Origin of the sequence: Thiobacillus sp. (assembly GCF_030696885.1) — a bacterium.
In the GTDB taxonomy this organism is placed as follows: Bacteria; Pseudomonadota; Gammaproteobacteria; order Burkholderiales; family Thiobacillaceae; genus Thiobacillus.
The window spans coordinates 15,139-41,809 of the sequence record NZ_JAUYRI010000005.1 but is presented as its reverse complement, the minus strand read 5'-3'; the positions used below and the strand labels follow the sequence as shown (position 1 = coordinate 41,809).

The 26,671-nt window shown below is 65.0% G+C and carries 28 protein-coding genes; 22 read left to right on the top strand and 6 right to left on the bottom strand.

Annotation, left to right across the window (positions count from 1 at the left end; all coding sequences use genetic code 11):
* Positions 1 to 3: 3 nt before the first annotated feature.
* The 5 genes from Q8R61_RS01240 to amrB form a co-directional block, all read right to left on the bottom strand.
* Positions 4 to 2,373 (bottom strand): ABC transporter permease, encoded by a 2,370-nt coding sequence (locus Q8R61_RS01240; protein WP_305533492.1) that lies wholly within the window; start codon positions 2,371 to 2,373, stop codon positions 4 to 6.
* A gap of 4 nt (positions 2,374 to 2,377) precedes the next feature.
* Complete coding sequence (locus Q8R61_RS01235) at positions 2,378 to 3,097, bottom strand: ABC transporter ATP-binding protein (RefSeq protein ID WP_371133540.1); 720 nt, start codon at positions 3,095 to 3,097, stop codon at positions 2,378 to 2,380.
* A gap of 85 nt (positions 3,098 to 3,182) precedes the next feature.
* Positions 3,183 to 3,848: a dienelactone hydrolase family protein gene (locus Q8R61_RS01230; protein WP_305533490.1), complete on the bottom strand. Its 666-nt coding sequence runs from the start codon at positions 3,846 to 3,848 to the stop codon at positions 3,183 to 3,185.
* A complete protein-coding gene (amrS, locus tag Q8R61_RS01225; protein ID WP_305533489.1) occupies positions 3,845 to 4,939 on the bottom strand; it encodes an AmmeMemoRadiSam system radical SAM enzyme in 1,095 nt (364 codons plus the stop codon). Before amrS ends, Q8R61_RS01230 begins: the two co-directional genes overlap by 4 nt.
* 94 nt (positions 4,940 to 5,033) lie before the next feature.
* On the bottom strand, positions 5,034 to 6,392 hold the full coding sequence (amrB, locus tag Q8R61_RS01220; RefSeq protein ID WP_305533488.1) for an AmmeMemoRadiSam system protein B: 1,359 nt from the start codon (positions 6,390 to 6,392) through the stop codon (positions 5,034 to 5,036).
* A 151-nt stretch (positions 6,393 to 6,543) separates the two neighbouring features.
* Between amrB and Q8R61_RS01215 the strand changes: the two genes are divergently transcribed.
* From Q8R61_RS01215 to Q8R61_RS01160, 12 genes are all read left to right on the top strand, one after another.
* Entirely contained in the window at positions 6,544 to 8,016 is a 1,473-nt protein-coding gene (locus tag Q8R61_RS01215) for an ATP-binding protein (RefSeq protein ID WP_305533487.1), read from the top strand.
* A gap of 40 nt (positions 8,017 to 8,056) precedes the next feature.
* Positions 8,057 to 8,704, top strand: a complete 648-nt coding sequence (locus Q8R61_RS01210) for a response regulator transcription factor (protein WP_305533486.1) — start codon at positions 8,057 to 8,059, stop codon at positions 8,702 to 8,704.
* Positions 8,705 to 8,881: 177 nt separating this feature from the next.
* Positions 8,882 to 10,507, top strand: a complete 1,626-nt coding sequence (locus Q8R61_RS01205; RefSeq protein ID WP_305533485.1) for a GGDEF domain-containing protein — start codon at positions 8,882 to 8,884, stop codon at positions 10,505 to 10,507.
* Between the two features lie 190 nt (positions 10,508 to 10,697).
* Complete coding sequence (locus Q8R61_RS01200) at positions 10,698 to 11,414, top strand: flagellin (protein WP_305533484.1); 717 nt, start codon at positions 10,698 to 10,700, stop codon at positions 11,412 to 11,414.
* Positions 11,415 to 11,480: 66 nt separating this feature from the next.
* Entirely contained in the window at positions 11,481 to 11,843 is a 363-nt protein-coding gene (locus Q8R61_RS01195; protein WP_305533483.1) for a flagellar protein FlaG, read from the top strand.
* 15 nt (positions 11,844 to 11,858) lie between these two features.
* Positions 11,859 to 13,283 (top strand): flagellar filament capping protein FliD, encoded by a 1,425-nt coding sequence (fliD, locus tag Q8R61_RS01190; protein WP_305533482.1) that lies wholly within the window; start codon positions 11,859 to 11,861, stop codon positions 13,281 to 13,283.
* A 21-nt stretch (positions 13,284 to 13,304) separates the two neighbouring features.
* Entirely contained in the window at positions 13,305 to 13,730 is a 426-nt protein-coding gene (gene fliS / locus Q8R61_RS01185) for a flagellar export chaperone FliS (RefSeq protein ID WP_305533481.1), read from the top strand.
* A gap of 13 nt (positions 13,731 to 13,743) precedes the next feature.
* A complete protein-coding gene (locus Q8R61_RS01180) occupies positions 13,744 to 14,073 on the top strand; it encodes a flagellar protein FliT (RefSeq protein ID WP_305533480.1) in 330 nt (109 codons plus the stop codon).
* Positions 14,074 to 14,084: 11 nt separating this feature from the next.
* The gene (locus Q8R61_RS01175) at positions 14,085 to 15,113 is read left to right on the top strand and encodes a flagellar hook-length control protein FliK (protein WP_305533479.1); all 1,029 of its coding nucleotides are present in this window, start codon (positions 14,085 to 14,087) and stop codon (positions 15,111 to 15,113) included.
* Positions 15,106 to 15,402 (top strand): EscU/YscU/HrcU family type III secretion system export apparatus switch protein, encoded by a 297-nt coding sequence (locus Q8R61_RS01170; protein WP_371133528.1) that lies wholly within the window; start codon positions 15,106 to 15,108, stop codon positions 15,400 to 15,402. Before Q8R61_RS01175 ends, Q8R61_RS01170 begins: the two co-directional genes overlap by 8 nt.
* 12 nt (positions 15,403 to 15,414) lie before the next feature.
* Complete coding sequence (locus Q8R61_RS01165) at positions 15,415 to 16,182, top strand: flagellar brake protein (RefSeq protein ID WP_305533477.1); 768 nt, start codon at positions 15,415 to 15,417, stop codon at positions 16,180 to 16,182.
* A gap of 40 nt (positions 16,183 to 16,222) precedes the next feature.
* Positions 16,223 to 17,188, top strand: a complete 966-nt coding sequence (locus Q8R61_RS01160) for a chemotaxis protein (protein ID WP_305533476.1) — start codon at positions 16,223 to 16,225, stop codon at positions 17,186 to 17,188.
* Between the two features lie 12 nt (positions 17,189 to 17,200).
* Here the strand turns inward: Q8R61_RS01160 and fliE are convergent, their stop codons facing one another.
* The gene (fliE, locus tag Q8R61_RS01155) at positions 17,201 to 17,542 is read right to left on the bottom strand and encodes a flagellar hook-basal body complex protein FliE (protein ID WP_305533475.1); all 342 of its coding nucleotides are present in this window, start codon (positions 17,540 to 17,542) and stop codon (positions 17,201 to 17,203) included.
* Positions 17,543 to 17,770: 228 nt separating this feature from the next.
* Between fliE and fliF the strand changes: the two genes are divergently transcribed.
* From fliF to fliO, 10 genes are all read left to right on the top strand, one after another.
* Positions 17,771 to 19,408, top strand: a complete 1,638-nt coding sequence (gene fliF, locus Q8R61_RS01150; RefSeq protein ID WP_305533474.1) for a flagellar basal-body MS-ring/collar protein FliF — start codon at positions 17,771 to 17,773, stop codon at positions 19,406 to 19,408.
* Positions 19,401 to 20,402, top strand: a complete 1,002-nt coding sequence (gene fliG, locus Q8R61_RS01145; protein WP_305533473.1) for a flagellar motor switch protein FliG — start codon at positions 19,401 to 19,403, stop codon at positions 20,400 to 20,402. Before fliF ends, fliG begins: the two co-directional genes overlap by 8 nt.
* Positions 20,395 to 21,033, top strand: coding sequence for a flagellar assembly protein FliH (locus Q8R61_RS01140; protein ID WP_305533472.1), 639 nt, complete (start codon positions 20,395 to 20,397; stop codon positions 21,031 to 21,033). Before fliG ends, Q8R61_RS01140 begins: the two co-directional genes overlap by 8 nt.
* A 9-nt stretch (positions 21,034 to 21,042) precedes the next feature.
* Positions 21,043 to 22,452, top strand: a complete 1,410-nt coding sequence (gene fliI, locus Q8R61_RS01135; RefSeq protein WP_305533471.1) for a flagellar protein export ATPase FliI — start codon at positions 21,043 to 21,045, stop codon at positions 22,450 to 22,452.
* Between the two features lie 15 nt (positions 22,453 to 22,467).
* On the top strand, positions 22,468 to 22,917 hold the full coding sequence (fliJ, locus tag Q8R61_RS01130; RefSeq protein WP_305533470.1) for a flagellar export protein FliJ: 450 nt from the start codon (positions 22,468 to 22,470) through the stop codon (positions 22,915 to 22,917).
* 15 nt (positions 22,918 to 22,932) lie between these two features.
* Complete coding sequence (locus tag Q8R61_RS01125; RefSeq protein ID WP_305533469.1) at positions 22,933 to 24,084, top strand: flagellar hook-length control protein FliK; 1,152 nt, start codon at positions 22,933 to 22,935, stop codon at positions 24,082 to 24,084.
* A 211-nt stretch (positions 24,085 to 24,295) separates the two neighbouring features.
* Complete coding sequence (fliL, locus tag Q8R61_RS01120; RefSeq protein WP_305533468.1) at positions 24,296 to 24,796, top strand: flagellar basal body-associated protein FliL; 501 nt, start codon at positions 24,296 to 24,298, stop codon at positions 24,794 to 24,796.
* 4 nt (positions 24,797 to 24,800) lie between these two features.
* Positions 24,801 to 25,805 carry a flagellar motor switch protein FliM gene (gene fliM / locus Q8R61_RS01115; protein WP_305533467.1) on the top strand — a complete coding sequence of 335 codons (1,005 nt, stop codon included), beginning with the start codon at positions 24,801 to 24,803 and terminating at the stop codon, positions 25,803 to 25,805.
* Positions 25,798 to 26,199: a flagellar motor switch protein FliN gene (gene fliN, locus Q8R61_RS01110; protein ID WP_305533466.1), complete on the top strand. Its 402-nt coding sequence runs from the start codon at positions 25,798 to 25,800 to the stop codon at positions 26,197 to 26,199. The genes fliM and fliN overlap by 8 nt, the downstream gene beginning before the upstream one ends.
* Positions 26,196 to 26,627, top strand: coding sequence for a flagellar biosynthetic protein FliO (gene fliO, locus Q8R61_RS01105; protein ID WP_305533465.1), 432 nt, complete (start codon positions 26,196 to 26,198; stop codon positions 26,625 to 26,627). Before fliN ends, fliO begins: the two co-directional genes overlap by 4 nt.
* Positions 26,628 to 26,671 lie beyond the last annotated feature (44 nt).

Here is a 26,671-nt window from a genome sequence, read left to right as displayed (position 1 = left end):
TGTTTATTCGCGTGTCTTGAGAACGGCCACCAAGTCGAGTCGGCCCAGCCGCACCCACATCAGCAGACCGGAGAGCAGCGCGGACACGATGACCACCGCCGCCCCCATGGCGTAGTTTTCCGGCGTCAGGATCAGCGGCAGCCGGTAGAGCTCGTTCTGGAACGCCATCACAAGAATGCCGATCAGCCCGATGCCGACCACGAAACCGACCGATATCGCCGCCAGTGTCAGCAGCGCCAATTCTCCCAAGAGGATATAGGCGATCTCGCCACGGGTGAAGCCCAGCACGCGCAGGCTGGCGAGTTCGCGGCCGCGCTCCGACAGCGCGATGCGCGCGCTGTTGTAGACGACACCGAAGCCGATCGCGCCGGCGAGCAGCGTGGCAATCAGGTTGTAGAACAGGATGAATTCGCCGATGGTGGCGTAGAAGCTCTGGATCGCCGCCTTGTTGGCGACCATGCCGAGCACGCGCGGGCGTTCGTGCAACCGCGCGTAGAGCTCGGTTTCCATGCCCGGCTGCACCGCGAGATACGCGCCAGACACCGTGCTGCCCTCGCGCATCAGCGCATTCAGCGAATCCTGCTGCATGTAGGCCGAGACGCCGAGAAACTGTTTGGTGATGCCGAGCACCGGCACCTGCAGCACCGGGCGGCGGCCTTCGAGCACTTCCACCGTCAGCATGTCGCCCGGCTTGACGTGCAGGATTTCGTTCGCCAGGTGGTCGGTCAGCACCACGCCGCCCGGCGGCACCGCCACCGGCTGCAGATTGCTGTCGAGCGAGCGATGCAGCCGACCCTCCGGCTGGATGCCGAAAATCGCGGCGCGATGCCGGTAGGGCCCGAAGCGCAGCACCGCCGGCACGTCGCGAAAGCCTTCCACGTAGTCGACCCCCGGCAGCGCCGCCAGCTCGTGCAGCGCACGGCCGGACGTCGGCTCGATGAAGGACAGCGCCAGGTCCTCGCGCGCAGCCTGGTTGAACTGCACGTCGACGATGAAATCGATCGCGCCTCGCTGGTAGTTGCCCACCATCATCAGCGCACAGGCGCAGGCGATGCCGAGCACGGTCAGCAGCGATTTCAGCGGGCGCCGCTCGATGTGGCGCAGGATCATCCGCGTCGGCGCGGCAAACCACCGCTGCAGGCCGATGCGCTCGACCAGCGTGCTGCGGTAGGCCTCGGGCATTTCCGGCCGCATGCCCTCGGCCGCGGGCAGCCGCACCGCGCGCGCCACCGAAAACAGCGTGCCGCTGACCGCCGCCAGCGCGGTGACGCCGAAAGCGACCCCGATCACGCCGGCATTGAGCCGGTAGTCGAGATAGGGAAAGCGGAATGTCGTTTCCATGTACACGTTGGACAGTCCCTGACCGAACCAGGCGCCGAGCGCCACGCCGCCGGCGACGCCGAGCACCGCCATCAGCAGCACCAGCTTGACGTAGTGCACGCCGATCGACAGGTAGGGATAGCCGAACGCCTTGAGGATGGCGATCTGGTCTCGCTGCAGCGCGATCAGCCGGCTTAGCACCACGTTGAGCAGGAAGGCGGCGACGCCGAGGAAAATGGCGGGAAACACCGTGGCCATGGTCTGCAACTGCTTCAGCTCCTCGGAGAGAAAGCGGTTGGAAAACTGGTCCGCGCGCCCGTAGGCACCGGTGCCGCCGTTGCTTGCCAGCACCGCGTCGACGCGGTCGATCACGTCCGCCTCGATGGCGTCGCGCGCCAGCGTCAGGCTCACCTGGTTGAATGCGCCTTCCATGTCATAGGCTGCGGCCAGCGCATTGCGACCCATCCACAGCACGCCGTAGCGCTTGAAATCCGGAAACATCGAGCCGGGCGCAATCTGGTAGACGTATTCCGGCGACACCGCGACCCCCACCACGGTGAGCTGCTTGCGCTTGCCGTTGATGATCGCGGCGAGCGTGTCGCCCGGCTGGAAACCGTGCGCATCGGCGAAGGTGTCGGACAGCACCACTTCGTCCGTGCTCCACGGCTGCACCATGCGCCCGCGTCGCAGATGCAGCGCATTCAGCAGCGGTTCGCCCGCGTCCGGCAGCGACAGCAGGAGGCCGGTGATGGGATCGGAAAAGCCCGCCACCTCCAGCTTGACCCCGGCCCGCACCCGCGTTTCCACGCGCTCCACCCCGGGCAGCGCGGCAAGCCGCTCGGCGACGGGTTCCGGCGCGCGCTTGAGGCTGGCGAACACCTCGGCAAAGCGATACTCGCTGTAGAAGCGGTCGCGCGTCACGGTCAGCGACTCGTAGGTGGACAACGACATCACCAGGGTAGCGATGCCGCCCATGATCACCGCGGCAATCGCCAGCACCTGGCCGCGCAGGTGCCACAGGTCGCGAAAGAGTTTGCGGTCGAGCGCGCGCATGGCCTTACCAGCTCAACTCGTGTGCCCGCTTCTTTTCGGTATTGGCGTGAATGTCCGCGATCTGGCCGTCTGACAGACGGATCACGCGGTCGGCCATGGCGGCGATGCCGGCGTTGTGGGTGATCAGCACCGTCAGCGTGCCGAGTTCGCGGTTGACCTTTTCCAGCACCTCCAGCACCACCACGCCGGTGGCCGAATCGAGCGCGCCGGTCGGCTCGTCGCACAGCAGCACCGCCGGATTCTTGGCCACCGCTCGGGCGATTGCCACGCGCTGCTGCTCGCCGCCCGAGAGCTGCGCCGGAAAATGATCGAGGCGGCTGCCCAGACCGACCAGCGCCAGCGCGTCTTCCGGACGCATCGGGGCGGTCGAAATCTCGGTCACCGCGGCGACGTTCTCGCGTGCGGTGAGGCTGGGAATCAGGTTGTAGAACTGGAACACGAAGCCGACGTGCTCGCGGCGGAAGCGGGTCAACTCGGCCTCGGAGGCGCCGGTCAGCATATGGTCGAGATAGCGCACCTCGCCGCCGCTGGGCGCATCAAGCCCGCCGAGGATGTTCAGCAGCGTCGACTTGCCGCTGCCCGAGGGGCCGAGCAGCACCACCAGTTCGCCGCGATAGAGCGTGAGGTCGATGCCGCGCAGCGCATGCACTTCGACCTCGCCCATGCGGTAAACCTTGGTGAGGCCGTGGGCAACGAAGATGGCGTGGGCGGGATCGGCAGGCATGAGGCTCATCTTGCCACGCTGCCGGGCGGGCGGCCAGCACGCAGGCCGGGGCCCAGCTCGATTAACTGGACCCTGGCGTTCCCCCCTACGGGGACAAGCGCCGGGGCGACGCTATGGGCAGGTATTCGGCAAACCATCCCGCCGCCCGCATCGCCACCGCTTCCAGCGTGCCGGGTTCCTCGAACAGATGGGTTGCGCCGGGAACGATCACCATTTCCTTCCTGCAGCGCAGCTGGTCGTAGGCCTGCTGGTTGAGGTCGATCACGCCGTCATCGTAGCCGCCCACTAGCAGCAGCGTCGGCGCGGTCACCCGCGCCAGCGCCTGCACGCTCGCCAGATCGGGGCGGCCGCCGCGCGACACCACGGCGCGCGGCGCGTCCCCCAGCGCCGCGGCGGCTTCGAGTGCGGCGGCGGCACCGGTGCTGGCGCCGAAGAAGCCGAGCGGCAATGCCTTCGTTACGTCCTGATCCGCCACCCAGCGCGCCGCGTCGAGCAGGCGCTGCGTCAGCAGGCCGATGTCAAAACGGCGGGAATAATCGCGGTCCTCCTCCGGCGTCAACAGGTCCATCAGCAGCGTGCCGACACCGGCTGCGCGCAGCTCGCCGGCGACGTAGTTATTGCGCGGCGAATGGCGCGACGAGCCGCTGCCGTGGGCGAACAGCACCAGGCCGACGGCGCCCTCGGGAATCACCAGCATGCCCTCGACCGTAGCCTGCCCGGCCGGAATATGGACCAGGGCTTCATGCGTCATGCGCGGTGCTCCCGATGCATGGCGATGGGAATACGGCGGTTGCCGAAGGGGTGGCTGAATACGCCGAAGCGCCCGGCGATGGCGCTGCCGCACTGCGAACAATGGCCATCGGGCGTGAGCCTGTAATCGTCGATGCGATACCAGTCGCGCACAATCAGTGGCGTGTGGCAGCCCGGACAGAACGTGGTGCCGCCGGTGGTGTCGTGCACGTTGCCGGTATAGACGTAATGCAGCCCGGCTTTCAGCGCGATCTCGCGGGCGCGGGTCAGCGTGGCCGGCGGTGTCGGCGGCACGTCGGTCATTTTCCAGTCGGGGTGGAAGGCGGAAAAATGCAGCGGCACCTCGGGGCCGAGTTCTTTCATGATCCACGCGCTCAGCGCCGAGAGTTCGGCGTCGGAATCGTTGTGGCCGGGGATCAAAAGCGTCGTGATCTCGAACCACACGTTCGTCTCGCGCTTCAGGTAGATCAGCGTGTCGAGCACCGGCTGCAGATGCGCACCGGTGAGCTTGACGTAGAACTCATCGGTGAAGCCCTTGAGGTCGACGTTGGCGGCGTCCATCCTGGCGAAGAATTCGCGGCGGGGCGCCTCGGTGATGTAGCCGGCGGTCACCGCGACGGTCTGGAGGCCGCGCGCATGGCAGGCATCGGCCACGTCCATCGCGTACTCGGCGAAGATCACCGGGTCGTTGTAGGTGAAGGCCACGCTCTTGCAGCCGCTTTGCTCGGCGGCCGCGGCGATATCGTCCGGCATCGCGCGGTCGACCAGGGTGTCGGTCTCGCGCGACTTGGAAATGTCCCAGTTCTGGCAGAACTTGCAGGCGAGGTTGCAACCGGCGGTACCGAAGGACAACACCGACGAGCCCGGATAAAAATGGTTGAGCGGCTTCTTCTCGATCGGGTCGATGCAGAAGCCCGACGAGCGACCATAGGTGGTCAGCACCATCTGGCCGCCTTCCATCTTGCGCACGAAGCACAGGCCGCGCTGGCCCTCGTGCAGCTTGCAGTCACGCGGACACAGGTCGCACTGGATGCGGCCGTCGGGCAGCGCGTGCCACCAGCGCGCCGGATGGTGCGACTCGGGGATGCTCATGCGGCCACCTCTTCGGCGCTTACCTTGTTGACATCGAATGGCACGTCGGTGGCGGCCGCATTCGCGGACGTTCGCACGTGCCGAGGCACACTGCTCATGCGGCCCCCTCCTTCCATTTGCTGACGGTATAGCGCGACAGCCGCACCTCCTCCGCCCAGAATGCCACCGGCAGGCCCGCCTTGCGCTTCAGATGCGCGAGGAATTCGGCCGGGTCCGGCAGCTGTTCCCACACCTGCGGCAAGAAAGTGCTCCGGAAATGCCGGTACTCGAACACCACGCCGTCGACGTGTGGCCGCAAGGCGGCCAGCGCGTCCGCTTCACTCGCCGCCACCAGCGGCTCGGAGGCCGACAGCAGCGACACTTCGACGCGGATCGCGTCGAACTCGTCACGGCTCAGCGGCATGAAGCGCGGATCGCGAAATGCCGCCGCCACGGCGTTTTCCTGCACATCCACGCCCAGCGGCCGGTGCGCTTCCAGCGTACCGACGCAGCCGCGCAACTCGCCCTGCCGGGTCAGGGTGACGAAGCTCGCACCGGGCTCCATCAGCCAGCCGGTCTGCGCCGGGGGCATCGCCGGCTGCCCCAGCTTCGAGGCGATTTCGGAACGCGCCAGATTCAGCAGGGTTTCGCCCTTGTCCGGGTCCGGCGGGTCGGGGTCGGCCTCATCCGTGAACGCGAAAGCCGCATAGCCCACCACGCGCTCGGGGTCACCGGCGGTGTCGCTGGAATTGCGCACGTCGAGCGCCACCGGATGCAGGCCGTGCCGCTTCGCCGCCAGCAGCAGGCCATTGACCGGCGTGGCGCCGCAGGCCTGCTCGTGGTTGAGATGCGAATCGAGCGCCAGGATGGCATCGACGGTGCCCGCGTCCACTTTGCGGGCGAGCGCGTCGGGCAGAAAATGCGACAAATCGGAGCTGATCACGATCAGCGTCTCGTCGCCGCCCCACACTGCCTCCAGCACTTCGGCCACTTCGGCCGCGGTGGCTTCGCCCACCGCCAGCGGCAGCAGCTGGAAATCGCCCAGCACCTGCTGCAGGAAGGGCAGCTGCACTTCCAGCGAATGCTCCATCTGATGCGCCGCCGCGCTGCGGACCACCTGCGGCAGCCCGGCCAGGGCCTGCATGCCGGCTTGATCCAGCGTCACCTCGCCCAGCGGGGTGGCAAAGCGGTCCGCCTCAGGCAGCGCCAGGCCGCGTACCGCGACGCGATGGGTGGGGCCGAGCAGCACCACCCGGCGTACCCGGCCGCGCAGCGCCGTCAGCCGGGCATAGGCACTGGCGGCGACCGCGCCGGAGTAAACATAGCCGGCATGCGGCACAATCAGCGCCTTGGGCGCGATAGCCGCCGCGCCCGGCTGCGCGTGGGCAAGCAGGTCGGTCAGGGTGCGCCTGAGCTCGGCCGGATGATCCGGGTAGAACAGGCCGGCAACGGCAGCGGGACGGATGGCAGACATGGGCAATACCTCTACGTTTCAAGCTTAGTAGATGCGGGGGAATTGACCGGATTTCAATGGGGTCCGGCCGGCCTGCCGTTTGCCGCCATAATGGAGCGCTCAAGCCAGGCGGGCTCGTTGCCGTTTCAGGGATTCAATCACCAGGAGGACCATGCGTTCATTCATAGCCGACGACAAGGGCGAACTGCTGCTGTCGATCCTGCGGGAAACGACCACCGAAGTGCTGGTGTTCGACGCGGACACCCTGAAAATCGTCCAGGCCAACCAGGCTGCCAAGCACAACCTGCAATACGGGCTCAAGGCTCTACAAAAGCTGACGCCGCTGGACCTGATGTCGCCGCAGGATGGACGCTCATTCAGCACGCTGCTGGCGCTGCTGAAGAACGGCAAGAAACGCCGCACCACCCTCGACGTGCACCTGCGCCGCGAGGACGGCACGCTCTATCCGGCCGAAACCCGGCTGCTCTATGCGAACGACCGCGAGAAGCCGGTGCTCATCTGCATCACCAACGACGTCAGCCTGCGCGAAACCACGCGGCAGGCGCTGGAGCATTCGGCCTCCGACCTGCGCGCGATCGTGGCGCACATTCCCGGCATGGCCTTCCAGGTCATGCAAAAGCACGATACCCCGCCCACGCTGCGCTACGTCAGCGAACAATCGGCGCAGCTGCTCGGCATCCCGGCAGCCGCCTTGCGCGCCAGGCCGGAACGCTTCTTCAAGCTGATCCTGAAGGAAGATCGCGACAGCTATCTGGCGGGACTGGACGCGTCGGGCGGCGTTCCCCTGAGCTTCAACTGGGTGGGGCGCCTGTGGATGAAGGACTGGAAGGACGTGAAATGGATTGCCATCCGCGTCAGCCAGCGCACTGCTGCAGATGAAACCCTGTGGGACGGCATCATGCTGAACGTGACCCACAGCAAACAGGCCGAAGCGGAAATCCTGCGCTCGCGGGCACAGTTGAGCGCGCTGGCCGCGCACGTCGAAATCGTCAAGGAACAGGAGCGCCTCAAGCTTGCGCGCGAGGTGCATGACGACCTCGGCGGAAATCTCACGGCAATCAAGATCGGCCTGTCGTGGCTGATGCAGCAGTTGCCACCCGGGCAGCAGAAGCTGGCCGAACGCGCCGCCTATCTCGACAGCGTGGTCGACCAGACCTTCGAGGCGGCCCACCGCATCGCTTCCAACCTGCGGCCGGCCGCGCTCGACCTGGGCATCGTCGCGGCCATCGACTGGCAGTTGCAGCGCTTTGCCCACAATACCGATATCGCCACCCAGTTCAGCGCGCCCGACGCGCCGGTTCCGCTCGACGCGGATGCCGCCACCGCCGTTTTCCGCATCGTGCAGGAAGCGCTGACCAATGTCGCCAAGCACGCGCACGCCACCCGGGTCAGACTCAAGCTGGTGCGCGAACCGGACAGCCTGCTGCTCACCCTGACCGACAATGGCCGCGGCATCCAGCCGACCGGCAAGCCGCGGGGCAGGCCGGGTTTCGGGTTGCTCGGCATGCGCGAGCGTGCCGCCGCACTGGGCGGCGAACTCAGCGTCCTGCCCGCCAAACGCGGCGGCACCCAGGTCAGCCTGCGCATTCCGTTGTCTGCCGCGGTGCCCGAGTCGGCGAAATGACGGCATAATCGATCCAAACAGATACCAAGCAGAGACTTCCGTGGCAGCCGTCAAACCCTATCGCATCCTCATCGTCGACGACCACGCCATCGTACGCGAAGGCCTCAAGCAGATCCTGGCCGAGGTCGACGACATCGAGGTCGCCGGCGAGGCCGACTGCTCCAGCCGCGCCCTGCAAATGGCCCGCCGCGAATCCTGGGACATGGTGCTGATGGACATCACCATGCCCGACCGCAGCGGCATCGAGACGCTGGAGTTGATGAAGAAGGAGCATCCCGGCCTGCAGGTGCTGATGCTGTCCATGCACCGCGAAACCCAGTACGCGGTGCGCGCCCTCAAAAGCGGTGCCGCCGGCTACCTCAACAAGCAGAGCGCACCCGCCCAGCTGGTCGATGCGATCCGCATGGTCGCCTCGGGCAAGAAATACATCAGCGCCGAAGTCGCGCAGGAACTCGCCAGCCAGGTCAGCGGCGAACGCGACAGCCTACCGCACGAGGGGCTCTCCAACCGCGAATACCAGACCCTGTGCATGATCGCCTCCGGCCTGCCCGTTTCCGCCATCGCCGACAAGCTCGCGCTGTCGGTCAAGACCATCAGCATGTACCGGGCCCGCCTGCTGAAAAAAATGCAGCTCAAGAACAACGCCGAACTGACCCATTACGCGATCAAGAACGGCTTGCTGGACTGAGTTTTCCCCCGGTGCGGACGCCCTGCGGCCGAGCTAGACCCTACCATGCAAGTGGTGATAGGTTTCAGGCGTGGAAATACGAGGCTTTTCCCGCCTTAATTGGCCCTTTGGCTCCCCCGCTTCCGCACTACCATTCGAATATCCTGATCGTCCCGGCTAGAACCGGGTCCCACAAACATGGCTGAAGCCCGCATCAACCTGGACAACCCGACCGAAGTCGCGCGGGAAACCCTGCGCCGTCTGGCGCTGCGTCGGATTGCCCCGACGCCGGACAATTACCAGACCCTGTACGGGGAAATCGTCGGCGCACCCACGGGTGCAGCAGCCGGCGCGTCGAAGGCGCCCAGCGCCGCCAGCGCACTGACGGCGCTGGCGGGCGAGATCGAAACCCAGCACCCCGCGCTGGCGGCCCAGGCGGCCAGCCTTGTCCGCGCCATCGACAAGCAGGACTGGCGCCAGTGTGGCTGGGTGCTGTCCGACGTCGTTCGCCAGCTCAAGCAGCCGGACGGCAAGGACCGCCTGCCGGCAGAACGCGAGCGGCCGGCACGCGCCGCCGCCGGTCAGTCCCAGGATCCCCAGGCGCAGCTGCGCGAACTGCTGGCGAAGACGCTGGAACTCGGCGTCGCACCGCAGCTCGAGCCGATTCCCCGGCTGGAGGAAAAGGCCCGCGAACTCGCCGTGTCGGTGCGCAAAGCCGACAGCACCGCCGCGCTGGACGCCGCCGCCAGCGGCCTGAAATCGCTGTGGATGAACATTGAAATGCAGGCGTCCGATGCCCGTGGCCTGCAGGACACGCTCAAGCGCGTGCTGCTGCTGCTGGTGGAAAACATCGGCGAACTGCTCGACGACGACACCTGGCTGCGCGGCCAGCTCGACGTGGTGCAAAAGGTCATCGCCGGCCCGATCAAGATCCGTGCGCTGCAGGACGCCGAAAAGCGCCTCAAGGAAGTGATCTACAAGCAGAGCATGGTGAAGCACGGCCTGCGCGAAGCCACCGCCAACCTCAAGGCCACCATGACCACCTTCGTCAGCCGCATGGGCGACGTGGTGGCGGCCAACGACGAATACCAGGGCAAGCTCGCCTCGCACATCGAACGCATCAGCAATACCGAAGACGTGGTCGAGCTCAACCGCATCCTCGAAAACCTGCTCGAAGAAACCCGCAGCGCGCAGGCCGATAGCCACCGCGCCCATCTGCAGCTGATCGAGGAGCGCGACGCCGCCATCAATGCCGAAAGCCGCATCCGCCAGCTGGAAACCGAACTCGCGCAGATGAGCGCGCTGGTGCGCGAGGACCCGATGACCCGCAGCCTCAACCGGCGCGGCCTCGACGACGAATTCGCGCGCGAGGCGGCGCGCGCCGACCGCTACGGCACGCCGTTCAGCCTGGCCGTGCTCGACGTCGACAATTTCAAGTCGCTGAACGACAAGCGCGGCCACAAGGCCGGCGACGAAGCCCTGATCCATCTGGTCGCGGTCGCCAAGGAAGAGTTGCGCATCACCGACCACATCGCGCGCCTGGGCGGCGAGGAATTCCTCATCATCCTGCCCAACACGCCGCTGGGCGAAGCCGAACGCATCATCACCCGCCTGCAGCGCAGCCTCACCAAGAAATATTTCCTCGACAACAACGAGCGTGTGCTGATCACCTTCAGCGCCGGCGTGGCCGAGCGCAGTGCCGGCGAAGCGCAGGAGGCCTCAATCGCCCGCGCCGACGGCGCCATGTATCAGGCCAAGCTGGCCGGCAAGAATCGCGTGTTTCTCGCCCCCGCCGCGCAGGCGGCGCCGCCGGATGCCGAATGAAGCGACTCTATATCCAATGCATCGCACAGGTTTGCACCCAACCCATGAAGTTTTTTGAAAGCCGGCCTTAACTTTCTCCGACCCCCGACGATTCCTCTCACAACGGCGGTTCATGTGGCCCACGCAGCGGGCAGACCAAAGTTGACGGCATCAGAGACCGGACTATTCGACCCACTTAAGGAGAAACATCATGGCACAAGTAATCAACACCAACGTCAGCGCACTGTTCGCCGGCGCAGCACTGAACAAGTCGGCCATCGGCCTGCAAGTCGCCCAGGAGCGCCTGTCATCCGGTCTGCGGATCAACAGCTCCAAGGACGACGCGACCGGCCTCGGCATTGCGACCGGCTACGACAAGCAGATTCGTGGCACCAACGTGGCCACCCGTAACGCCAGCGACGCGATTTCCAAGGCACAGACCAACGACGGTTATGCCGCGCAGATTCACGAAAACCTGAAGCGCCTGTACGAAATCGCCGTGCAGCTGGGCGGCACCGCCTCCGGCCCCGAAGCCACTGCCCTGATCGCGGAAAACGCGCGTATCGCCGGTTTGACGACCGCCGCCACCGCCACCACCGTGGACGGCAACGGCACCCAGGTTACCGGCGTCAGCGCCGTGATCGCCGCCCCGACCGCCACCACGGCTGCCGGCATCACGACCGACATTGGCACCGTGACCACCGCCCGTGCCAACTACGGTGCCGACATGGTGCGCTTCGCTTCTGCGGTGGCCACCATGCAGACCGAATCGGTGAACCTGTCGGCGTCCTTCAGCCGGATCATGGATACCGACTACGCTGCTGAAACGTCGGCACAAGCACGCAACAACATTCTGCAGCAGGCTGGTACCGCGGTTCTGGCGCAGGCCAACCAGACGCCGAGCACCGTGCTGACGCTGTTGCGTTAAGCATAACTAGGCAAGACTCCCAGTCCGGCCCGGCCGGCCTGGGATTTCGCTTAAAGGATATCCATCATGATTATCCAGACTAGTACCCAGATGAATCAGGCTGCACAGCCTGGTGCACGCACCCAAGACGCAGTGCCTGTCAAGGCGGCTGCCGTTGCGGCTGTTACCGTGGCCCCGGCTCCGAATGCCCCTGTGCAACCCACACCCGCCGAGTTGAAAAGCGCCGTTGCAGCGATCAATAGCGTCATGCGACAGTCGAATCTCAACCTTGAATTCAGCGTGGACACCGACACCCGGGAAACCGTGGTGAAAATGGTGGACACCAGCACTGGCGAATTGATTCGCCAGTTTCCGTCCGAAGCAACACTGGCCATATCTCGCGGAATCGAACAATTCCAGCAGGGTATGCTGCTCACCCAAAAGGCTTGAGCCGGGAGGCTGATCATGGCAATCACCGCTTCAACCACGACCGCATTCGATGTGCCCACGCTCGTTTCGCAGCTGATGGGGATCGAGCGCCGTCCCATTGACAGCCTCAACGCCAAGATCAGCAGCTACGAAACCAAGATTTCGTCCTTCGGCACGCTCAGCAGCCTGGTATCGGGATTTCAAACCGCAGCAAAATCCCTGAATACCACGCTGCAGAAACTCTCCGCCACGCCGTCCGATACCGGTGCGATGTCCGCCACGGCAGACAGCACCGCAGTACCCGGCACCTACAGCGTGAACGTAAGCAAGCTTGCCCAATCCCAGAACCTGGTCGCCGCAGGGCAAACCGCCAGCAACGTCGCCATCGGCGACGGAACGGCCACCACGGTCACGATTGACCTCGGCACCATCAGCGGCGGCACGCTGACCAACGGGGTGTACAGCGGCGCTGCGTTCACCTCCAACGGCAGCGGCACGGTCAACGTCGTCATCGACGGCACCAACAACACGCTGGAAGGCATCCGCGACGCGATCAATGCCGCTTCCGCGGGAGTGACTGCGACCATCGTCAACGACGGCAGCGGCACGCCCTACCGTCTGGCCCTGACCTCTAGCAGCACCGGCGCCAGCAACAGCCTGAAAATCACCACCAGCGGCGGCGACGGCAGCATCGACAGCCTGCTGGGCTATGACCCTGCCGGCACGCAAAACCTGAACCAGACCCTGGCCGCCCAGAATGCCAGCCTCACGGTAAATGGCATCGCGATCACCAGCGCGTCCAACACGGTCAGCGGGGCCATCCAGGGCGTCGCGCTGACGCTCAAGAACACGACGGCCACGCCGGCCAGTCTGACCGTCGCGCGCGACACCGCGGCCATCAGCACCGCAGCGTCCGGTTTTGTCGACGCCTATAACGCACTGGCCAGCCAGATCAAGTCGCGTTCCTCATACGGCAGCACAGGCAGCGCGGGCGGCGTCCTCGCGGGGGACAGTGCCCTGCGCACGATGCAGGATCAACTTCGCAACATTTTCATCACGCCTGCAACCGGCGGCACCCTGAGCTCGCTTTCCCAGGTCGGCATTACGTCCAAGGCGGACGGTACGCTGGCGCTGGACAGCAGCGCGCTCAACAGCGCGATTGCGACCGATTACAGTGATGTGGTCAACCTGTTCTCGTCACCTTCGGGTTTCGCCACCCGGATGGATGCGTGGGCCACGACTGCGCTGAGCGCCGGCGGCCTGATCGAGAGCCGAACCGAAAGTCTCAAGAGCTTCGTCAAGGACCGCAGCGAGGAAGTCGACCGGCTGGAAAACCGGATGCTGGCCCTGCAGAAAAAGTACACCGCCGAGTACACCAACTTGAATCTCATGCTGAGCCGCATGAACAGCACCAGCACGTTTTTGACGCAGCAACTGCTCAGCCAGCCGTCAAACAACTAAAGAACCCATCAGGAGAGAGACGTGTATACGAATTTCAGAAGCGCCGCCAACACGTATGCCAATGTAGGGCTGGAGACCGGCGTCGTCGCGGCCAGCCCGCACCAGCTCATCGTGATGCTGTACGAAGGCGCAGAACTGGCCGTGCGGATGGCGATCAAGCACATCAATGAAGGCGACATCCCGAAGAAATCCGCCGCCATCAGCAAGGCCAACAACATCATCGTGGAAGGACTGCAGGCCGCGCTCGATCCGCACCAGGGTGGCGAGATCGCGCAGCAGCTTGAAGCGCTGTACGTCTACATGAGCCAGCGCCTGATGCTCGCGCACATCAACAATCAGACCGCCCCGCTGGAAGAAGTGCTGACCCTGCTGCGCGACCTGCATGGCGCATGGCAACAGATCAGCAACGCCGCGCCCGGCGCATCCCACCATTCCATGGCTGCCTGATCCGGAGATCGACATGACCAGCAACGAAATGCTCAGCACCTACGAATCGCTCTCCGCCCTCACCGGCACCATGCTGACCGCCGCCCGCCAGGGCGAGTGGGACGAACTGGCCATGCTGGAACAACGCTGCCGCGGCTATGTCGGCAGCCTGATGGATGCCGCGCCGGTGCCGCTCAGCGCCACCGAGCAGCGCGCCAAGGTTGCAATCATCCGCACCATCCTGCAACACGACGCCCAAATCCGCGCCCTCACCGAGCCGCACATGCATATGCTGCAGCAGCGCCTCGGCGCGATTCGCACCAGTCAGCGCAGCGTCGAGGCCTACGGCGCACAGCGGGCCTGACACCCGGGCCCATGTTTCCGGTTCAGTTCCTGGCTCGTATTCTGGATGTCCCGCCCGCGCTGGATGGCCCGAATCGTCAACTGTCCGGCCTCGTGGGCGCACAGCGCGTCCTCAATGCCACCGAGCGCGACCAGGCCGGGCCGCGCGCCGCCTTTGAACATCTGAAGGTTGGCCAGACGCTGACCGGCCTGGTCAAAAGCCTGACGCAAGGCGTGTCGCTGGTCGAGATCGAGGGTCAAAACGTGGCCATGCGCCTGCCCCAGCACACGGCGCCGGGCGACACCCTGCGCTTGCGCTTTGCCGGCCACATGCCGCAACCGGTATTCCTGCTCGACCCGCCAGAAACGGCCGCCACCGATGCGCCCAAGCTGAGTCAGACCGCGCGCATGCTGAGCGACCTGATGCAGCAGCTGCCCGGACGCGGCGCCCTGCCGACGCTGACCGCACCCGGTCCGCTGCTCGACCAGGCCACGATCAATCCGTCCATCCTTGCGCTCGCGCTGCGCACCACGCTGGTCCGCAGCGGGCTGTTCTACGAATCGCACCTGGCCAACTGGGTGGTCGGCCAGGACAGCCTCGACGGGCTGCTGCAGGAGCCGCAAAACCGCCCGGCCGCCGAAGCGCCGCGTGGCGCGCCCCAGGCGCCGGCCAATCCCCTGCTCGCCCTGCTGACTCAGCAGTTGCAGGTGCTGGAGTCGCCGCAATTCGTCTGGCGCGGCGAACTGTGGCCGGGGCAGCCGCTGGAATGGATGCTGCGTCACGATGCCGATCAGGAACAGGACGGAAATGCCGCCCCCGGCGGCGACGAAACCGCCGGCAGGGGCTGGGAATCGCATCTCAAGCTGACGCTGCCGCAGCTGGGTACCGTGAACGTGCATATCCGGCTCGACGCGCAGCAGGCGTTCAGCATCCGCATGGTGCCGGAGCAGTCCGACACCGAACCCGTGCTGCAGGGCAACCGCGCGCGCCTCGCCGAACAGCTGGCTGCGGCAGGCTGCGCACTCAAGACCCTGACGGTGGAACACGATGGCGATGCCTGAGCCGCAACCCGACCGGCAACGCGCCGCGGCCGCCATCGCCTATCGCGAAAGCGACGGCGCGCCGCGCGTGGTCGCCAAGGGGCGCGGCATTCTGGCCGATACCATCATCGAGCGTGCACGCGCGTCCGGGGTGTATGTCCACGAATCACGCGAATTGCTGGCTTTGCTGATGCAGGTCGACCTCGACAGCCACATTCCGCCGCAGCTGTATATTGCAGTGGCCGAACTGCTGGCCTGGCTTTATCATCTGGAAGAATCCAAAAACGACCGCGCGCCTACGCCGCCCTGACGTCCGCCCCGAATGCCTACTTCATCACCCCTCACCTCAGACCCTGTCGACCGCGACAATCCGCTTGCGCCCTATACGCTGCATTCGCGCGCGGACATCGTATTCCAGCTGCGTGCGCTGCAGAAACGCAAACTGCTGGTCAACCTCGACCTCAAGGGCAGCCGGCAAATCATCGTCACCTCGGTGCTCGCCATCAACGAAACCCGCGGCACGGTGATTCTCGACAGCGCCCGCGGCGACGCGCTCAACCACGACCTGCTGTCCGGCAAAGGCGCGGAATTCGTCGCCCAGATCGACGGCGTGTCGATCTCGTTCACCACCGGCCCGGTGACGCTGTGCGAATTCGAGAAACTGCCGGCGCTGCGCATCGCCCTGCCCGAGTCCATGGTCCGCTTGCAGCGGCGTGAGCACTTCAGGGTGCCGATGCCGATCGCCAATCCGGCCCGCTGTCTGATCCCGGTACCGCTGGGCATGGATGACAACGAAGCGATCAACACCCACATCGTGGACATCGGCTGTGGCGGCGTGGCGCTGGTCGACCCCAGCGGCCGACTCGGAACGGAAACCGGCCGCCGGCTGCCCGACTGCCGCCTGCTGCTGCCGGAAACCGACGTCGTCGTGACCATGCTGGAAGTCCGCAATACGGCGCAGATCCGTCTGCAGAACGGCGCCTTCCAGACCCGGCTCGGCTGCAAATTCATCGATCTGCCCAACGACATGGCGGCCCATCTGCAGCGCTTTGTCATGGATATCGAGCGCGCGCGTCGCAACTCGCTCTGAACCGCGCCAGTCGCCCTCAACCGAACACCCAGGAGACCCCATGCAAACGATCCAGCAGGAAATCGACGAACGCACCAATCTGACCAGCTCCAACAAGCTGGAGCTGCTGCTGTTCCGTCTGGGGGTGGATGCCAACCTCGACCGTAACGAGCTGTTCGGCATCAACGTATTCAAGATCCGCGAAATCATCCCGATGCCGATGATCACTGCCGTGGCCGGCTCGCATGCCCACATGATGGGCGTGGTCGACCTGCGCGGCCAGGTGATTCCGGTCATCGACCTGCCGGCGTTTGCCGGTTGCACCCCGAAAACCGGCTTGAACATCCTGCTGATCACCGAATATGCGCGCACCACGCAGGCGTTTGCCGTCGAATCGGTGGAAGATATCGTGCGCCTCGACTGGCGTCAGGTGATGTCGGCCGAAGGCAATGCCGCCGGCGGCATGGTGACCAGTCTCGCCCGCCTCGACGGCGAGAACAGCGACCGCCTGGTGCAGGTGCTGGACGTAGAGACCATCCTGCGCAAGGTCATGCCGCCGAGCGACGAGGACCACGGCACCACCCACATCAACACCACGGTCGACATCAAGCCGGGGACCGTCATCCTGGCAGCGGACGATTCGTTGATTGCCCGCACCATGATCGAGCAGGGTCTGGAGGCGATGAAACTGCCCTACATCATGTGCAAGAACGGAAAGGAAGCCTGGGATCAGTTGCAGACGATCTCCGACAAGGCGCAGGCCGAGGGGAAAACCGTGCTGGACCGCGTCGCCCTGGTACTGACCGACCTGGAAATGCCCGAAATGGATGGTTTCACGCTGACCCGCAACATCAAACAGGATCCGCGCTTCAACTCCATCCCGGTGGTGATCCATTCGTCACTGACCGGATCGACCAACGAAGCACACGTGAAAAAGGTGGGGGCGGACGCCTATGTGGCGAAATTCGTTGCCGAGGACCTCGCCAACGCGCTGCGCTACGTGCTGATGCACGCCAACAACAAGTAGGGTAGAGCGGGGTCAGACGCCCATGTTCATGATGTTCTGATACGCCTCCACCAGCTTGTTGCGCACCTGAACGGTCTGCTGGAAGGAAATACTCGATTTTTGCAGGGCAATCATGGCGTCGGACAGACTCACCGTGGTATCGCCCGTCTCGAAGCGCCGGGCCAGAGCCTGCGCCTGCGACTGCGTCTGGTTGACCTGGTCGAGCGAAGACTTCAACGCCGACGCGAAATCGACCGAGCCGGCCGCTTTGGCCTGCTGGGCGGGTTCAGCCGCCGGGCTCGCCGCCGCGGCGGCTGCCCGCAGCTGCGCCACCATTGCCTCGATCCTGCCGGTATCGATCGCACCTATGCTCATCGTGCCCTCCTTTGTCTGCTCAGGCGGTTTTTCACGTGACCACCTTATCAGGCCGGACGCAAGCCATAAGGGCAATAAGCGCGGTAAACCGGCTGTTATTCCCCCGATTGAAACAGGCGCCACTGCCGATAATGCCTTCACATAGCGACATTCCATGGGGGAAACACGGATGAACACGACAACCGTAGACAGGGCGGCCCATGACGCCAGAACGGTGGGAGCGGAAAGATGGCGGTAGAAGGCGAAATCGTGGTTCCAGGCAACGTCATGTCGTTTACCCAGACGTCAGGCGGTCGAAAAGTCCTGCTGGCGCTGGGTGTGGCCGCCATGGTTGCGGCCATGGTCGCGGTCTGGATGTGGGGGCAGCAGCCGGATTACCGGGTGCTGTTCTCGAATTTCAGCGATCGCGACGGCGGTGCCATCGTGGCCGAGCTGGAAAAGATGGGCATCCCCTACAAATACGCCGAGGGCGGCGGTGCCGTGCTGGTGCCCTCCACCCACGTGCATGACGCACGCCTGAAACTGGCCTCCCAGGGCCTGCCCAAGGGCGGCAACGTCGGCTTCGAACTAATGGAAAACCAGCGTCTGGGCTCGTCCCAGTTCGTCGAGCAGATCAATTTCCAGCGCGCCATGGAAGGCGAGCTGGCCCGCTCGATCGAATCGGTATCGGCGGTGCAGGCCGCGCGCGTGCATCTGGCCATGCCCAAGGATTCGGTCTTCGTGTCGGAACAAAAATCACCCACCGCCTCGGTGCTGCTCAACCTCCACCCCGGCCGCACGCTCGATCCGCAGCAGATCAGCGCGATCGTGCACCTGGTCGCCAGCAGCGTGCCGGAACTGATGACCAAGAACGTGACCCTGGTCGACCAGAACGGCAACCTGCTGTCCGATGCGGGGCGGAACGCCGGCAGCAGCAGCGGCATGGACCCGAGCCAGATCAAATATGTGCAGGAGCTGCAGCAAAGCGTCGTGCGCCGCATCGAATCGATCATCACGCCCATCGTCGGGCCCAACAACGTGCGTGCCGAGGCGACCGCGGATGTCGACTTCTCGCGCAGCGAACAGGCGGTGGAATCCTACAAGCCGAACCAGACGCCGGAGGCCATGGTGGTGCGCAGCCAGCAGACCAGCGAATCGCTGAACGGCGTCGCCAACCCCGCCGGCGTGCCAGGCGCGCTGACCAACCAGCCGCCGGCTCCGGCCACCGCGCCCATCGTGGCGCCTGACCAGGCGGCAGCGCCGGCCGGCGCTGCCGGCCCGGCCACCACCACGCGCAAGGATGCCACCTTCAATTACGAAGTCGACAAGACCATCCAATACGTCCAGCAGGGCGGCGGCGGGCTCAAGCGGCTGTCCGTCGCGGTGGTGGTCAACCACAAGCGCAGCACCGATGCCGAAGGCAAGGTGGTGATGCAGCCGCTGACCGAGGCCGAGATCACGCAGATCACCAATCTGGTCAAGGATGCGATGGGCTTCAATGCGGAGCGCGGCGATTCGGTCAACGTGGTCAACACGCCCTTCGCCCGCGCCGAGGTGGATGCACTCCCCGACCTGCCCTTCTGGAAGCAGTCCGGAAACGTCGAATACATCGAAATGGCGAAAACCGCGGGCAAGTATCTGCTGATGGCTGTGGCGCTGGTGCTGCTGTATCTGCGCGGGCTCAAGCCAATGCTGAAAAAGCTGGATGAAATGGCCAAGCTGCCGCCGCCGGCGCCGGTTCAGCAGCTGCAGCATGCCGGGGGGGGGAATCTGCTGCCGGGCCAGCGCAACTATGAAGAAAACCTGACCCGCGCGCAGCAGCTGGCCAACCAGGATCCGCGCGTGGTCGCCAATATCGTGAAGACCTGGGTGGGCAGCAATGAGTGACAACAGCGGCGTCACCAAGGGCGCAATTCTGATGCTGGCACTGGGAGAGGAAGGCGCCTCCCAGGTGATGAAATTTCTCGGTCCGCGCGAAGTGCAGAAGCTTGGCGAGGCCATGACCAGCATGAAGTCAATCCCGCAGGAAGATGTCGTCAACGTGCTGGAAGACTTCAACACGGTGGTGGACATGAATTCGTCGCTGGGGCTCGACTCCAACGATTACATCCGCACCGTGCTGACCAAGGCGCTGGGCGACGACAAGGCCTCGTCGCTGCTGAACCGGATTCTCGGCGGCGGCGGCGACGCCAGCGGCATCGAAAGCCTGAAGTGGATGGACTCCGAATCGGTGGCCGACCTCATTCACAACGAACACCCGCAGACCATCGCCACCATCCTGGTGCACCTGGAGCGCGACCAGGCCTGCGAAGTGCTCAATTGCTTCACCGAGCGCCAGCGCAACGACGTGCTGCTGCGCATCGCCACCCTGTCCGGCGTGCAGCCGGCGGCGCTGCGCGAGCTCAACGACGTGCTGACCAAGCTGCTGTCCGGCAGCGACGTGCTGAAAAAACAGCCGATGGGCGGCACCCGCGCGGCAGCGGACATCCTCAACTTCATGAGCGGCGAGAACGAATCCACCGCCATGGAATACCTGAAAAACTACGATCCGGAGATGGCACAGAAGATCATGGACGAGATGTTCGTGTTCGAAAACATCATGGATATCGAGGATCGCGGCATCCAGCTCCTGTTGCGCGAGGTGCAGTCCGACTCGCTGATCATCGCGCTCAAGGGCGCATCGGAAGAAATGCGCGAGAAAATCTTCAAGAACATGTCGCAACGTGCCGCTGAAATGATGCGTGAGGACCTGGAATCGAAAGGTCCGGTCCGCTTGTCAGAAGTCGAGGCGCAGCAGAAGGAAATCCTGATGATCGTCCGCCGTCTGGCCGACGAGGGCCAGATCTCGTTGGGCGCGAAGGGTGAAGAGCAATATGTCTAATTGTGTGATTTCCAGCACGGACCATGCTGCCCAGCCGTGGGAAATGACCAGCTTCGATGCCGACCCGCACTCTGCCCGGCATGGCGGCGGCCCCGGCGTCAGCCTGCCGACGATCGAGCAGATCACCGCGATCCAGGAACAGGCACGACAGGAAGGTTACGCCGGCGGCCATGCCGAAGGGCTGGCCGCCGGACGCGCGGAAGCGGCCCTCGAAGCCGTGCGGCTACGCGAACTGGCCGACGCGTTCACTGCGGAACTGCGCCAGGCCGACGAAATCGTTTCCCAGCAAATACTTGATTTGTCGTTGGATTTTTCCAGAGCGCTGCTACGTTCGGCGCTGGCGATCCAGCCCGAGTTGGTCATCCCCATTGTCAAGGAAGCGGTGCGCTACTTGCCCGTTCTGCAGCAACCCGCCCTGCTGTTCCTGCATCCGGATGATGCGCGGCTGGTCAAGGACCAGATCGGCGACGAACTCGACAAAATGGGCTGGCAGGTGGCGGGCGACACCCAGCTGGTGCGTGGCGGTTGCCGCGTGGAGACCGGCAGCAACCAGATCGACGCCACCCTGCCGACCCGCTGGCAACGGCTGAGCGCCGCGCTGAGCAAGAACTCCGACTGGCTGATTGTCTGACACGAAAAAATGAACCCGCATACCCATAGCGACCGCTGGAAAGCCTACCTGCATGACTGCAGCGAACTGCTTGCGATCGCCGAGCCGATGCAGGTGTCGGGTCGCGTCACTCGCATGGCCGGGCTGGTCATGGAAGCGGTGGGCCTGAAGCTGCCGGTGGGCAGCGCCTGCACCGTGCCGCTGCCAAACGGCTCACAGATCGAGGCCGAGGTGGTCGGCTTCTCCGGCGACCATCTGTTTCTGATGCCGCAAAGCGACATCGAAGGCATCGTCCCGGGCGCGCGCGTGTTTCCGGTGGAAGTGACCGCCACCCTGCCCGGTATCGGCCAGGTGAATCATCCGCGCCGCCGCCCCAGCGACCGCACCCGCCACCTGCCGGTCGGCGATGCGCTGCTCGGCCGCGTGCTCGACAGCAACGGCCGCCCGCTCGACGAGCTCGGCCCGTTACAAACCATGGCCACCGCGCCGCTCAACCGGCGCGCCGCCAACCCGCTCGGGCGCGCGCCGATCACCGAAATCCTCGACGTTGGCGTGCGCGCGATCAACAGCATGCTGACGGTGGGCCGCGGCCAGCGCATGGGCCTGTTCGCCGGCTCCGGCGTCGGCAAGAGCGTGCTGCTCGGCATGATGGCGCGCTACACCAGCGCCGACGTGATCGTGGTCGGCCTGATCGGCGAACGCGGCCGCGAGGTCAAGGAATTCATCGAGCAGATTCTCGGCGAGGAAGGTCTCGCGCGCGCCGTGGTGGTCGCCGCCCCGGCCGACACGCCGCCGCTGATGCGGATGCAGGGCGCCGCCTATGCCACCACCATCGCCGAGCATTTTCGCGACCAGGGCAAGAACGTGCTGCTGATCATGGACTCGCTCACCCGCTACGCGATGGCGCAGCGCGAAATCGCGCTGGCGATCGGTGAGCCGCCCGCCACCAAGGGCTACCCGCCGTCGGTGTTCGCCAAGCTGCCGTCGCTGGTCGAGCGCGCCGGCAACGGCAAGGCGGGCGGCGGTTCGATCACCGCTTTCTATACCGTGCTCACCGAAGGCGACGACCCGCAGGACCCGATCGCCGACGCCGCGCGCGCGATTCTCGACGGCCACATCGTGCTCGACCGCACGCTGGCCGAAAGTGGTCACTACCCGGCGATCAACATCGAGCAGTCGATCAGCCGCGTGATGCAGACCATCACCAGCCCGTCGCACCAGCATCTGGCACGGCGCCTGAAAATGCTCTATTCGCGCTATGCGCGCAGCCGCGACCTGATCAACGTCGGCGCCTATGCCGCCGGCTCCGACCCGCTGCTGGACGAAGCCATCCGCCTGCAGACGGCGCTCGAGGCCTTTCTGCAGCAGAACATTTCGGAACGCTCCGATGTCGGTGCCAGCCTGGCCGAACTCGAAGCCCTGTTCCGGTCCCCCACTTAATCGATCGCGCACCCCATGGCCAATACCACTGCACTGCATACCCTGATCGAACTCGCCAACAAGGACGCCGACGAGGCAGCTCGTCTGCTCGGCATCGCGCTGCGCGCGGGCGAGGATGCGATGCAGAAGCTCGACCTGCTGATCCAGTACCGCGACGATTACGCCGCGCGCTGCCAGTCCAACCTGGCCACCGGCATCAGCACCACGCATTTCAACAATTTCCAGGTTTTCATGCAGAAGCTCGACCACGCCATCGTCGGCCAGCAGAAGGTCGTCAGCGATGCCGAGCAGCGGGTCGCGCTGGCGCGCACCGCCTGGCAGACCTGCGAGCAAAAGAAAATGTCCTTCGTCACGCTGGTCAGCCGCGCCGCCAAGGAAACCCAGCGCCGCGATGCGTGGCGCGAGCAGAAGCAGAATGACGAATTCGCCACCCGCAGCGCGCGACACAAGCCCACCCCTTCCTGAACCCGGACCGACGCCATGAACGCACAAGCCCTGAACCTCAACCCCGTGCAGCCCCAGAGCACGTCCGGCAAACAGGCAGACCGCGCGTCGTCCGACCCGTCCGGACCGCCGTTCAGCGAGGTGCTGTCAGGCGAAATGGCGAATAGCCGCAACAAGGACGGTGCGGCCACGCAGTCGACCGAGGCCCAGTCGGCCCAGGCCGATTCCCGGCCGGACACCCCCACACCGCCGGGCACCACCACGCAGCCGGCAGACGCCGCGCCCGAGGCCAAGCCCATCGCGGTCGAATTGGCCGCACCCGAATTGCCGGCGGCCGATCCGGCCAGCGTGGCCGTGCCCGCCGGCATGCCGATGCCGCTGATCGCACTGGGCCGGCTTGATGCGGCGGCAGCGGACGAAACGGACGCCGATCTCCTCACCCGAATGGCCGCGGACAACGGGCAGCCTTTTCCGCCCGGCCGCAAGGGCCGTGCGGCGTTGGACATTCCGTCCGGCCAGTCCGCCGAAAAAACAGATGCCGGGGCGCCCAAGCAGGCGTTGGCGATATCCATCAAGGCCGACGCCCAGGCGAGCGCGAAACTCGCCGCCAGCGCCGCCTTCTCGGAACAGCTGGCAAGCAGCCGCAAGATCGGTGCCCTGAATGCCGGCGAAGCCGCCCCGGAACTCTCCGGCGCCACGCTGCGCGCCGCGCCGCACGCCGCGTTTGAAACCCTGGCGGCACTGCACGAAGCGGCGGCGCCCAAGCTCGCACCCCAGGTGGGCACCACGGCCTGGAACCAGGCGCTGGGCGAAAAAATCGTGTGGATGGCGGGCGCCGCCCAGCAGACCGCCACGCTCACCCTCAATCCGCCCAACATGGGGCCCTTGCAGGTGGTGATCAACCTGTCGAACGACCAGGCCACGGCCAGTTTCTTTTCCGCCCAGCCCGAAGTCCGCCAGGCGCTCGAAGCCGCCTTCCCGCGTCTGCGCGAAATGATGAACGAAGCCGGTATTGAGCTGGGCCAGGCAACGGTCAGCAGCGAAACCCCGCAGCAGAACGAGCGTGATGCACGCCAGCCACAGGGAATCGCCCGCCTGCTTCCGGGAAGCGACGATGCGCTGGGTGGTTTGCAGACCGGCCAGATGCCGATCCGGCAGTCCCGCGGGCTGGTCGACACCTTCGCCTGACGAGCGCCTTGCCGCACGTCCGTCTGCGGGCCGATGGGCAGCTCATGATCCACAAAAAAACCGTGGCCACGTGCCGGACTGGCGCGCCCGCTGCCGGTGATAAAACCGATATGCGTCCCTTTTCCCCCTCTTTTTCCGACATCGAAACCGCTTGCGGGCTTCGATAATTCCCCTACCAGAACCGAATTCTTAAACCACAGGAACCGTATCGATGGCCAAACCTGAAGCGCCCCCAGTCGAAGTCGACGACACCGGCGAAGCCAAGCCCGCCGGCAAATCGAAGACGAAACTGATCGTGCTGATCGTGCTTGTTCTGCTTGTGCTGGGCGGAGGCGGCGGCGCGGCATGGTATTTCATGTCGTCCGGCGACGCGCCCAAGGAGGCGAAGGCAGAACCGCCCAAGGCGCCGGTTTTCCTGCCACTCGACACCTTCACCGTGAACCTGCAGGGCGGCGAGAGCTATCTGCAGGCCGATATCACGCTGCAGGTGACCGACCAGGCCCAGGTGGACACCTTCAAACTGCACATGCCGCGCGTACGCAGCCGCCTGCTGACGCTGCTGTCATCCAAGCATCCGGACGACCTGATCACGCCGGAGCACAAGCTGCGGCTCGCGCTGGAAATCATGGATCAGGTGAAGCAGCCGCTCCATCCGGACGGCGAGCCCCAGCTGGTCGATGACGTCCTGTTCACTTCTTTCGTGATCCAGTAAATCCATGGCCGAAAACTTTCTCTCGCAGGACGAAGTCGATGCGCTGCTGAAAGGCGTGACGGGCGACGTCGACGAGGCGCCCAGCGAAGAAGTCGACGGCAAGAGCGCGCGCCCCTACAACCTGGCGACGCAGGAGCGCATCGTGCGCGGCCGCATGCCGACGCTCGAGATCATCAACGAGCGTTTTGCCCGCCTGCTGCGCATCGGTCTCTACAACTTTCTGCGGCGCGGGGTGGAAATCTCGGTCGGCCCGGTGCGGGTCTCGAAATACAGCGAATTCATCCGCAACCTGGTGGTGCCCACCAACCTGAACCTGGTCCAGATCAAGCCACTGCGTGGCACCGCGCTGATCATTTTCAACCCCGATCTGGTCTTCCTGATGGTCGACAACCTGTTCGGCGGCGACGGGCGTTTCCATACGCGCGTCGAGGGCCGCGACTTCACCCAGACCGAGCATCGCATCATCCAGCGCGTACTGCATATCGTGTTTGAGAACTATGCCAAGTCCTGGGAACCGGTTTTCCCGGTCGAATTCGAATTCATCCGCTCGGAAATGAACACTCAGTTCGCCAACATCGCTACCCCCAACGAAGTGGTGGTGGCGGTGACCTTTGCCATCGAGCTCGGCGAGATCAGCGGCGAAATGCACCTGTGCATGCCCTACTCGATGATCGAGCCGATCAAGGACCAGCTCGCCAGCAGCCTGCAGGCAGAAAACCTGGAAGTGGACAAGCGCTGGATCCGTCTGATGCGGCAGCAGATCCAGCTGGCGGAAGTCGAGCTCGTTGCCGACCTCGGCACCGCATCCGTCAGCCTGCGCGACATCGTCGACCTCAAGGTCGGCGACATCATTTCGCTCGACATCCCGAAAACGATCGAAGCCAAGGTGGACGGCGTACCCGTCATGGAATGCGCCTACGGAAAATTCAACGGCCAATACACCCTGCGCGTCGAGAAACTGCTCTCGGCCAGCTCGGCCGATATGCACACAGGAGACCCCAATGTCTGATGACACCAATCAAGCCGTAGCCGAAGACGACTGGGCGGCCGCCATGGCCGAACAGACCACCGTTCCGGCAACCAAGGCCGAATCGGAAATCTTTCCCGAACTGGCCGGCAATACCGTGTCGGGCGGGCTCGCCAATGACATCGATTTCATTCTCGACATCCCGGTGCTGCTGACGGTGGAGCTGGGTCGAACCAAGATCTCGATCAAGAACCTGCTGCAGCTGGCGCAGGGATCGGTGGTCGAGCTCGACGGCCTGGCGGGCGAGCCGATGGATGTGCTGGTCAACGGTTGCCTGATCGCACAGGGCGAAGTGGTGGTGGTGAACGACAAGTTCGGCATACGCCTGACTGACATCATCACCCCCGCCGAGCGCATCCGGAAACTCAACAAATGATGAAGCCGATGCCGACTGTCCTGGCCGTCGCATGCAGCCTGCTGCTGCCGGCACTGGCGCACGCCGCGACTGCGATGGACGCCGCCGCGCCCGAAGCCTCCGCCGCCGGCAGCCTGCTGCAGGTCTTCATCGGTCTGGTCGCGGTGTTGCTGCTGATCGTCGCCACCGCCTGGGTCGGCAAGCGCATGGGCGTCGCGCCCGGCAGCGCGTCGGGCCCTTTGCAGGTGGTCGCCAGCACCTCCGTCGGCACGCGTGAGCGTGTGGTGGTGGTGGAAGTGGGCGAGTCCTGGCTGGTCCTGGGCGTGGCACCCGGCAGCGTGAATGCGCTGGCCACCCTGCCGCGCGGCGAAGCCCGGTCGCTGACCGCAGCGGTGCCCGGCGGCTTTGCTGCGCGTCTGCAGCAACTGATCGAGAAACGCCGTGCGTAATACAGCCGTGTCCAATACCGTCCTTCCCCGCTGGTTGCAGGGTG

Excerpts from the sequence above, each read along its gene's own strand:
- Q8R61_RS01240 (WP_305533492.1), bottom strand. The coding sequence starts at position 2,373 with ATGCGCGCGCTCGACCGCAAACTCTTTCGCGACCTGTGGCACCTGCGC.
- Q8R61_RS01235 (WP_371133540.1), bottom strand. The coding sequence starts at position 3,097 with ATGCCTGCCGATCCCGCCCACGCCATCTTCGTTGCCCACGGCCTCACC.
- Q8R61_RS01230 (WP_305533490.1), bottom strand. The coding sequence starts at position 3,848 with ATGACGCATGAAGCCCTGGTCCATATTCCGGCCGGGCAGGCTACGGTC.
- amrS (WP_305533489.1), bottom strand. The coding sequence starts at position 4,939 with ATGAGCATCCCCGAGTCGCACCATCCGGCGCGCTGGTGGCACGCGCTG.
- amrB (WP_305533488.1), bottom strand. The coding sequence starts at position 6,392 with ATGTCTGCCATCCGTCCCGCTGCCGTTGCCGGCCTGTTCTACCCGGAT.
- Q8R61_RS01215 (WP_305533487.1), top strand. The coding sequence starts at position 6,544 with ATGCGTTCATTCATAGCCGACGACAAGGGCGAACTGCTGCTGTCGATC.
- Q8R61_RS01205 (WP_305533485.1), top strand. The coding sequence starts at position 8,882 with ATGGCTGAAGCCCGCATCAACCTGGACAACCCGACCGAAGTCGCGCGG.
- Q8R61_RS01200 (WP_305533484.1), top strand. The coding sequence starts at position 10,698 with ATGGCACAAGTAATCAACACCAACGTCAGCGCACTGTTCGCCGGCGCA.
- Q8R61_RS01195 (WP_305533483.1), top strand. The coding sequence starts at position 11,481 with ATGATTATCCAGACTAGTACCCAGATGAATCAGGCTGCACAGCCTGGT.
- fliD (WP_305533482.1), top strand. The coding sequence starts at position 11,859 with ATGGCAATCACCGCTTCAACCACGACCGCATTCGATGTGCCCACGCTC.
- Q8R61_RS01180 (WP_305533480.1), top strand. The coding sequence starts at position 13,744 with ATGACCAGCAACGAAATGCTCAGCACCTACGAATCGCTCTCCGCCCTC.
- Q8R61_RS01175 (WP_305533479.1), top strand. The coding sequence starts at position 14,085 with ATGTTTCCGGTTCAGTTCCTGGCTCGTATTCTGGATGTCCCGCCCGCG.
- Q8R61_RS01170 (WP_371133528.1), top strand. The coding sequence starts at position 15,106 with ATGCCTGAGCCGCAACCCGACCGGCAACGCGCCGCGGCCGCCATCGCC.
- Q8R61_RS01165 (WP_305533477.1), top strand. The coding sequence starts at position 15,415 with ATGCCTACTTCATCACCCCTCACCTCAGACCCTGTCGACCGCGACAAT.
- Q8R61_RS01160 (WP_305533476.1), top strand. The coding sequence starts at position 16,223 with ATGCAAACGATCCAGCAGGAAATCGACGAACGCACCAATCTGACCAGC.
- fliE (WP_305533475.1), bottom strand. The coding sequence starts at position 17,542 with ATGAGCATAGGTGCGATCGATACCGGCAGGATCGAGGCAATGGTGGCG.
- fliF (WP_305533474.1), top strand. The coding sequence starts at position 17,771 with ATGGCGGTAGAAGGCGAAATCGTGGTTCCAGGCAACGTCATGTCGTTT.
- fliG (WP_305533473.1), top strand. The coding sequence starts at position 19,401 with ATGAGTGACAACAGCGGCGTCACCAAGGGCGCAATTCTGATGCTGGCA.
- Q8R61_RS01140 (WP_305533472.1), top strand. The coding sequence starts at position 20,395 with ATGTCTAATTGTGTGATTTCCAGCACGGACCATGCTGCCCAGCCGTGG.
- fliI (WP_305533471.1), top strand. The coding sequence starts at position 21,043 with ATGAACCCGCATACCCATAGCGACCGCTGGAAAGCCTACCTGCATGAC.
- fliJ (WP_305533470.1), top strand. The coding sequence starts at position 22,468 with ATGGCCAATACCACTGCACTGCATACCCTGATCGAACTCGCCAACAAG.
- Q8R61_RS01125 (WP_305533469.1), top strand. The coding sequence starts at position 22,933 with ATGAACGCACAAGCCCTGAACCTCAACCCCGTGCAGCCCCAGAGCACG.
- fliL (WP_305533468.1), top strand. The coding sequence starts at position 24,296 with ATGGCCAAACCTGAAGCGCCCCCAGTCGAAGTCGACGACACCGGCGAA.
- fliM (WP_305533467.1), top strand. The coding sequence starts at position 24,801 with ATGGCCGAAAACTTTCTCTCGCAGGACGAAGTCGATGCGCTGCTGAAA.
- fliN (WP_305533466.1), top strand. The coding sequence starts at position 25,798 with ATGTCTGATGACACCAATCAAGCCGTAGCCGAAGACGACTGGGCGGCC.
- fliO (WP_305533465.1), top strand. The coding sequence starts at position 26,196 with ATGATGAAGCCGATGCCGACTGTCCTGGCCGTCGCATGCAGCCTGCTG.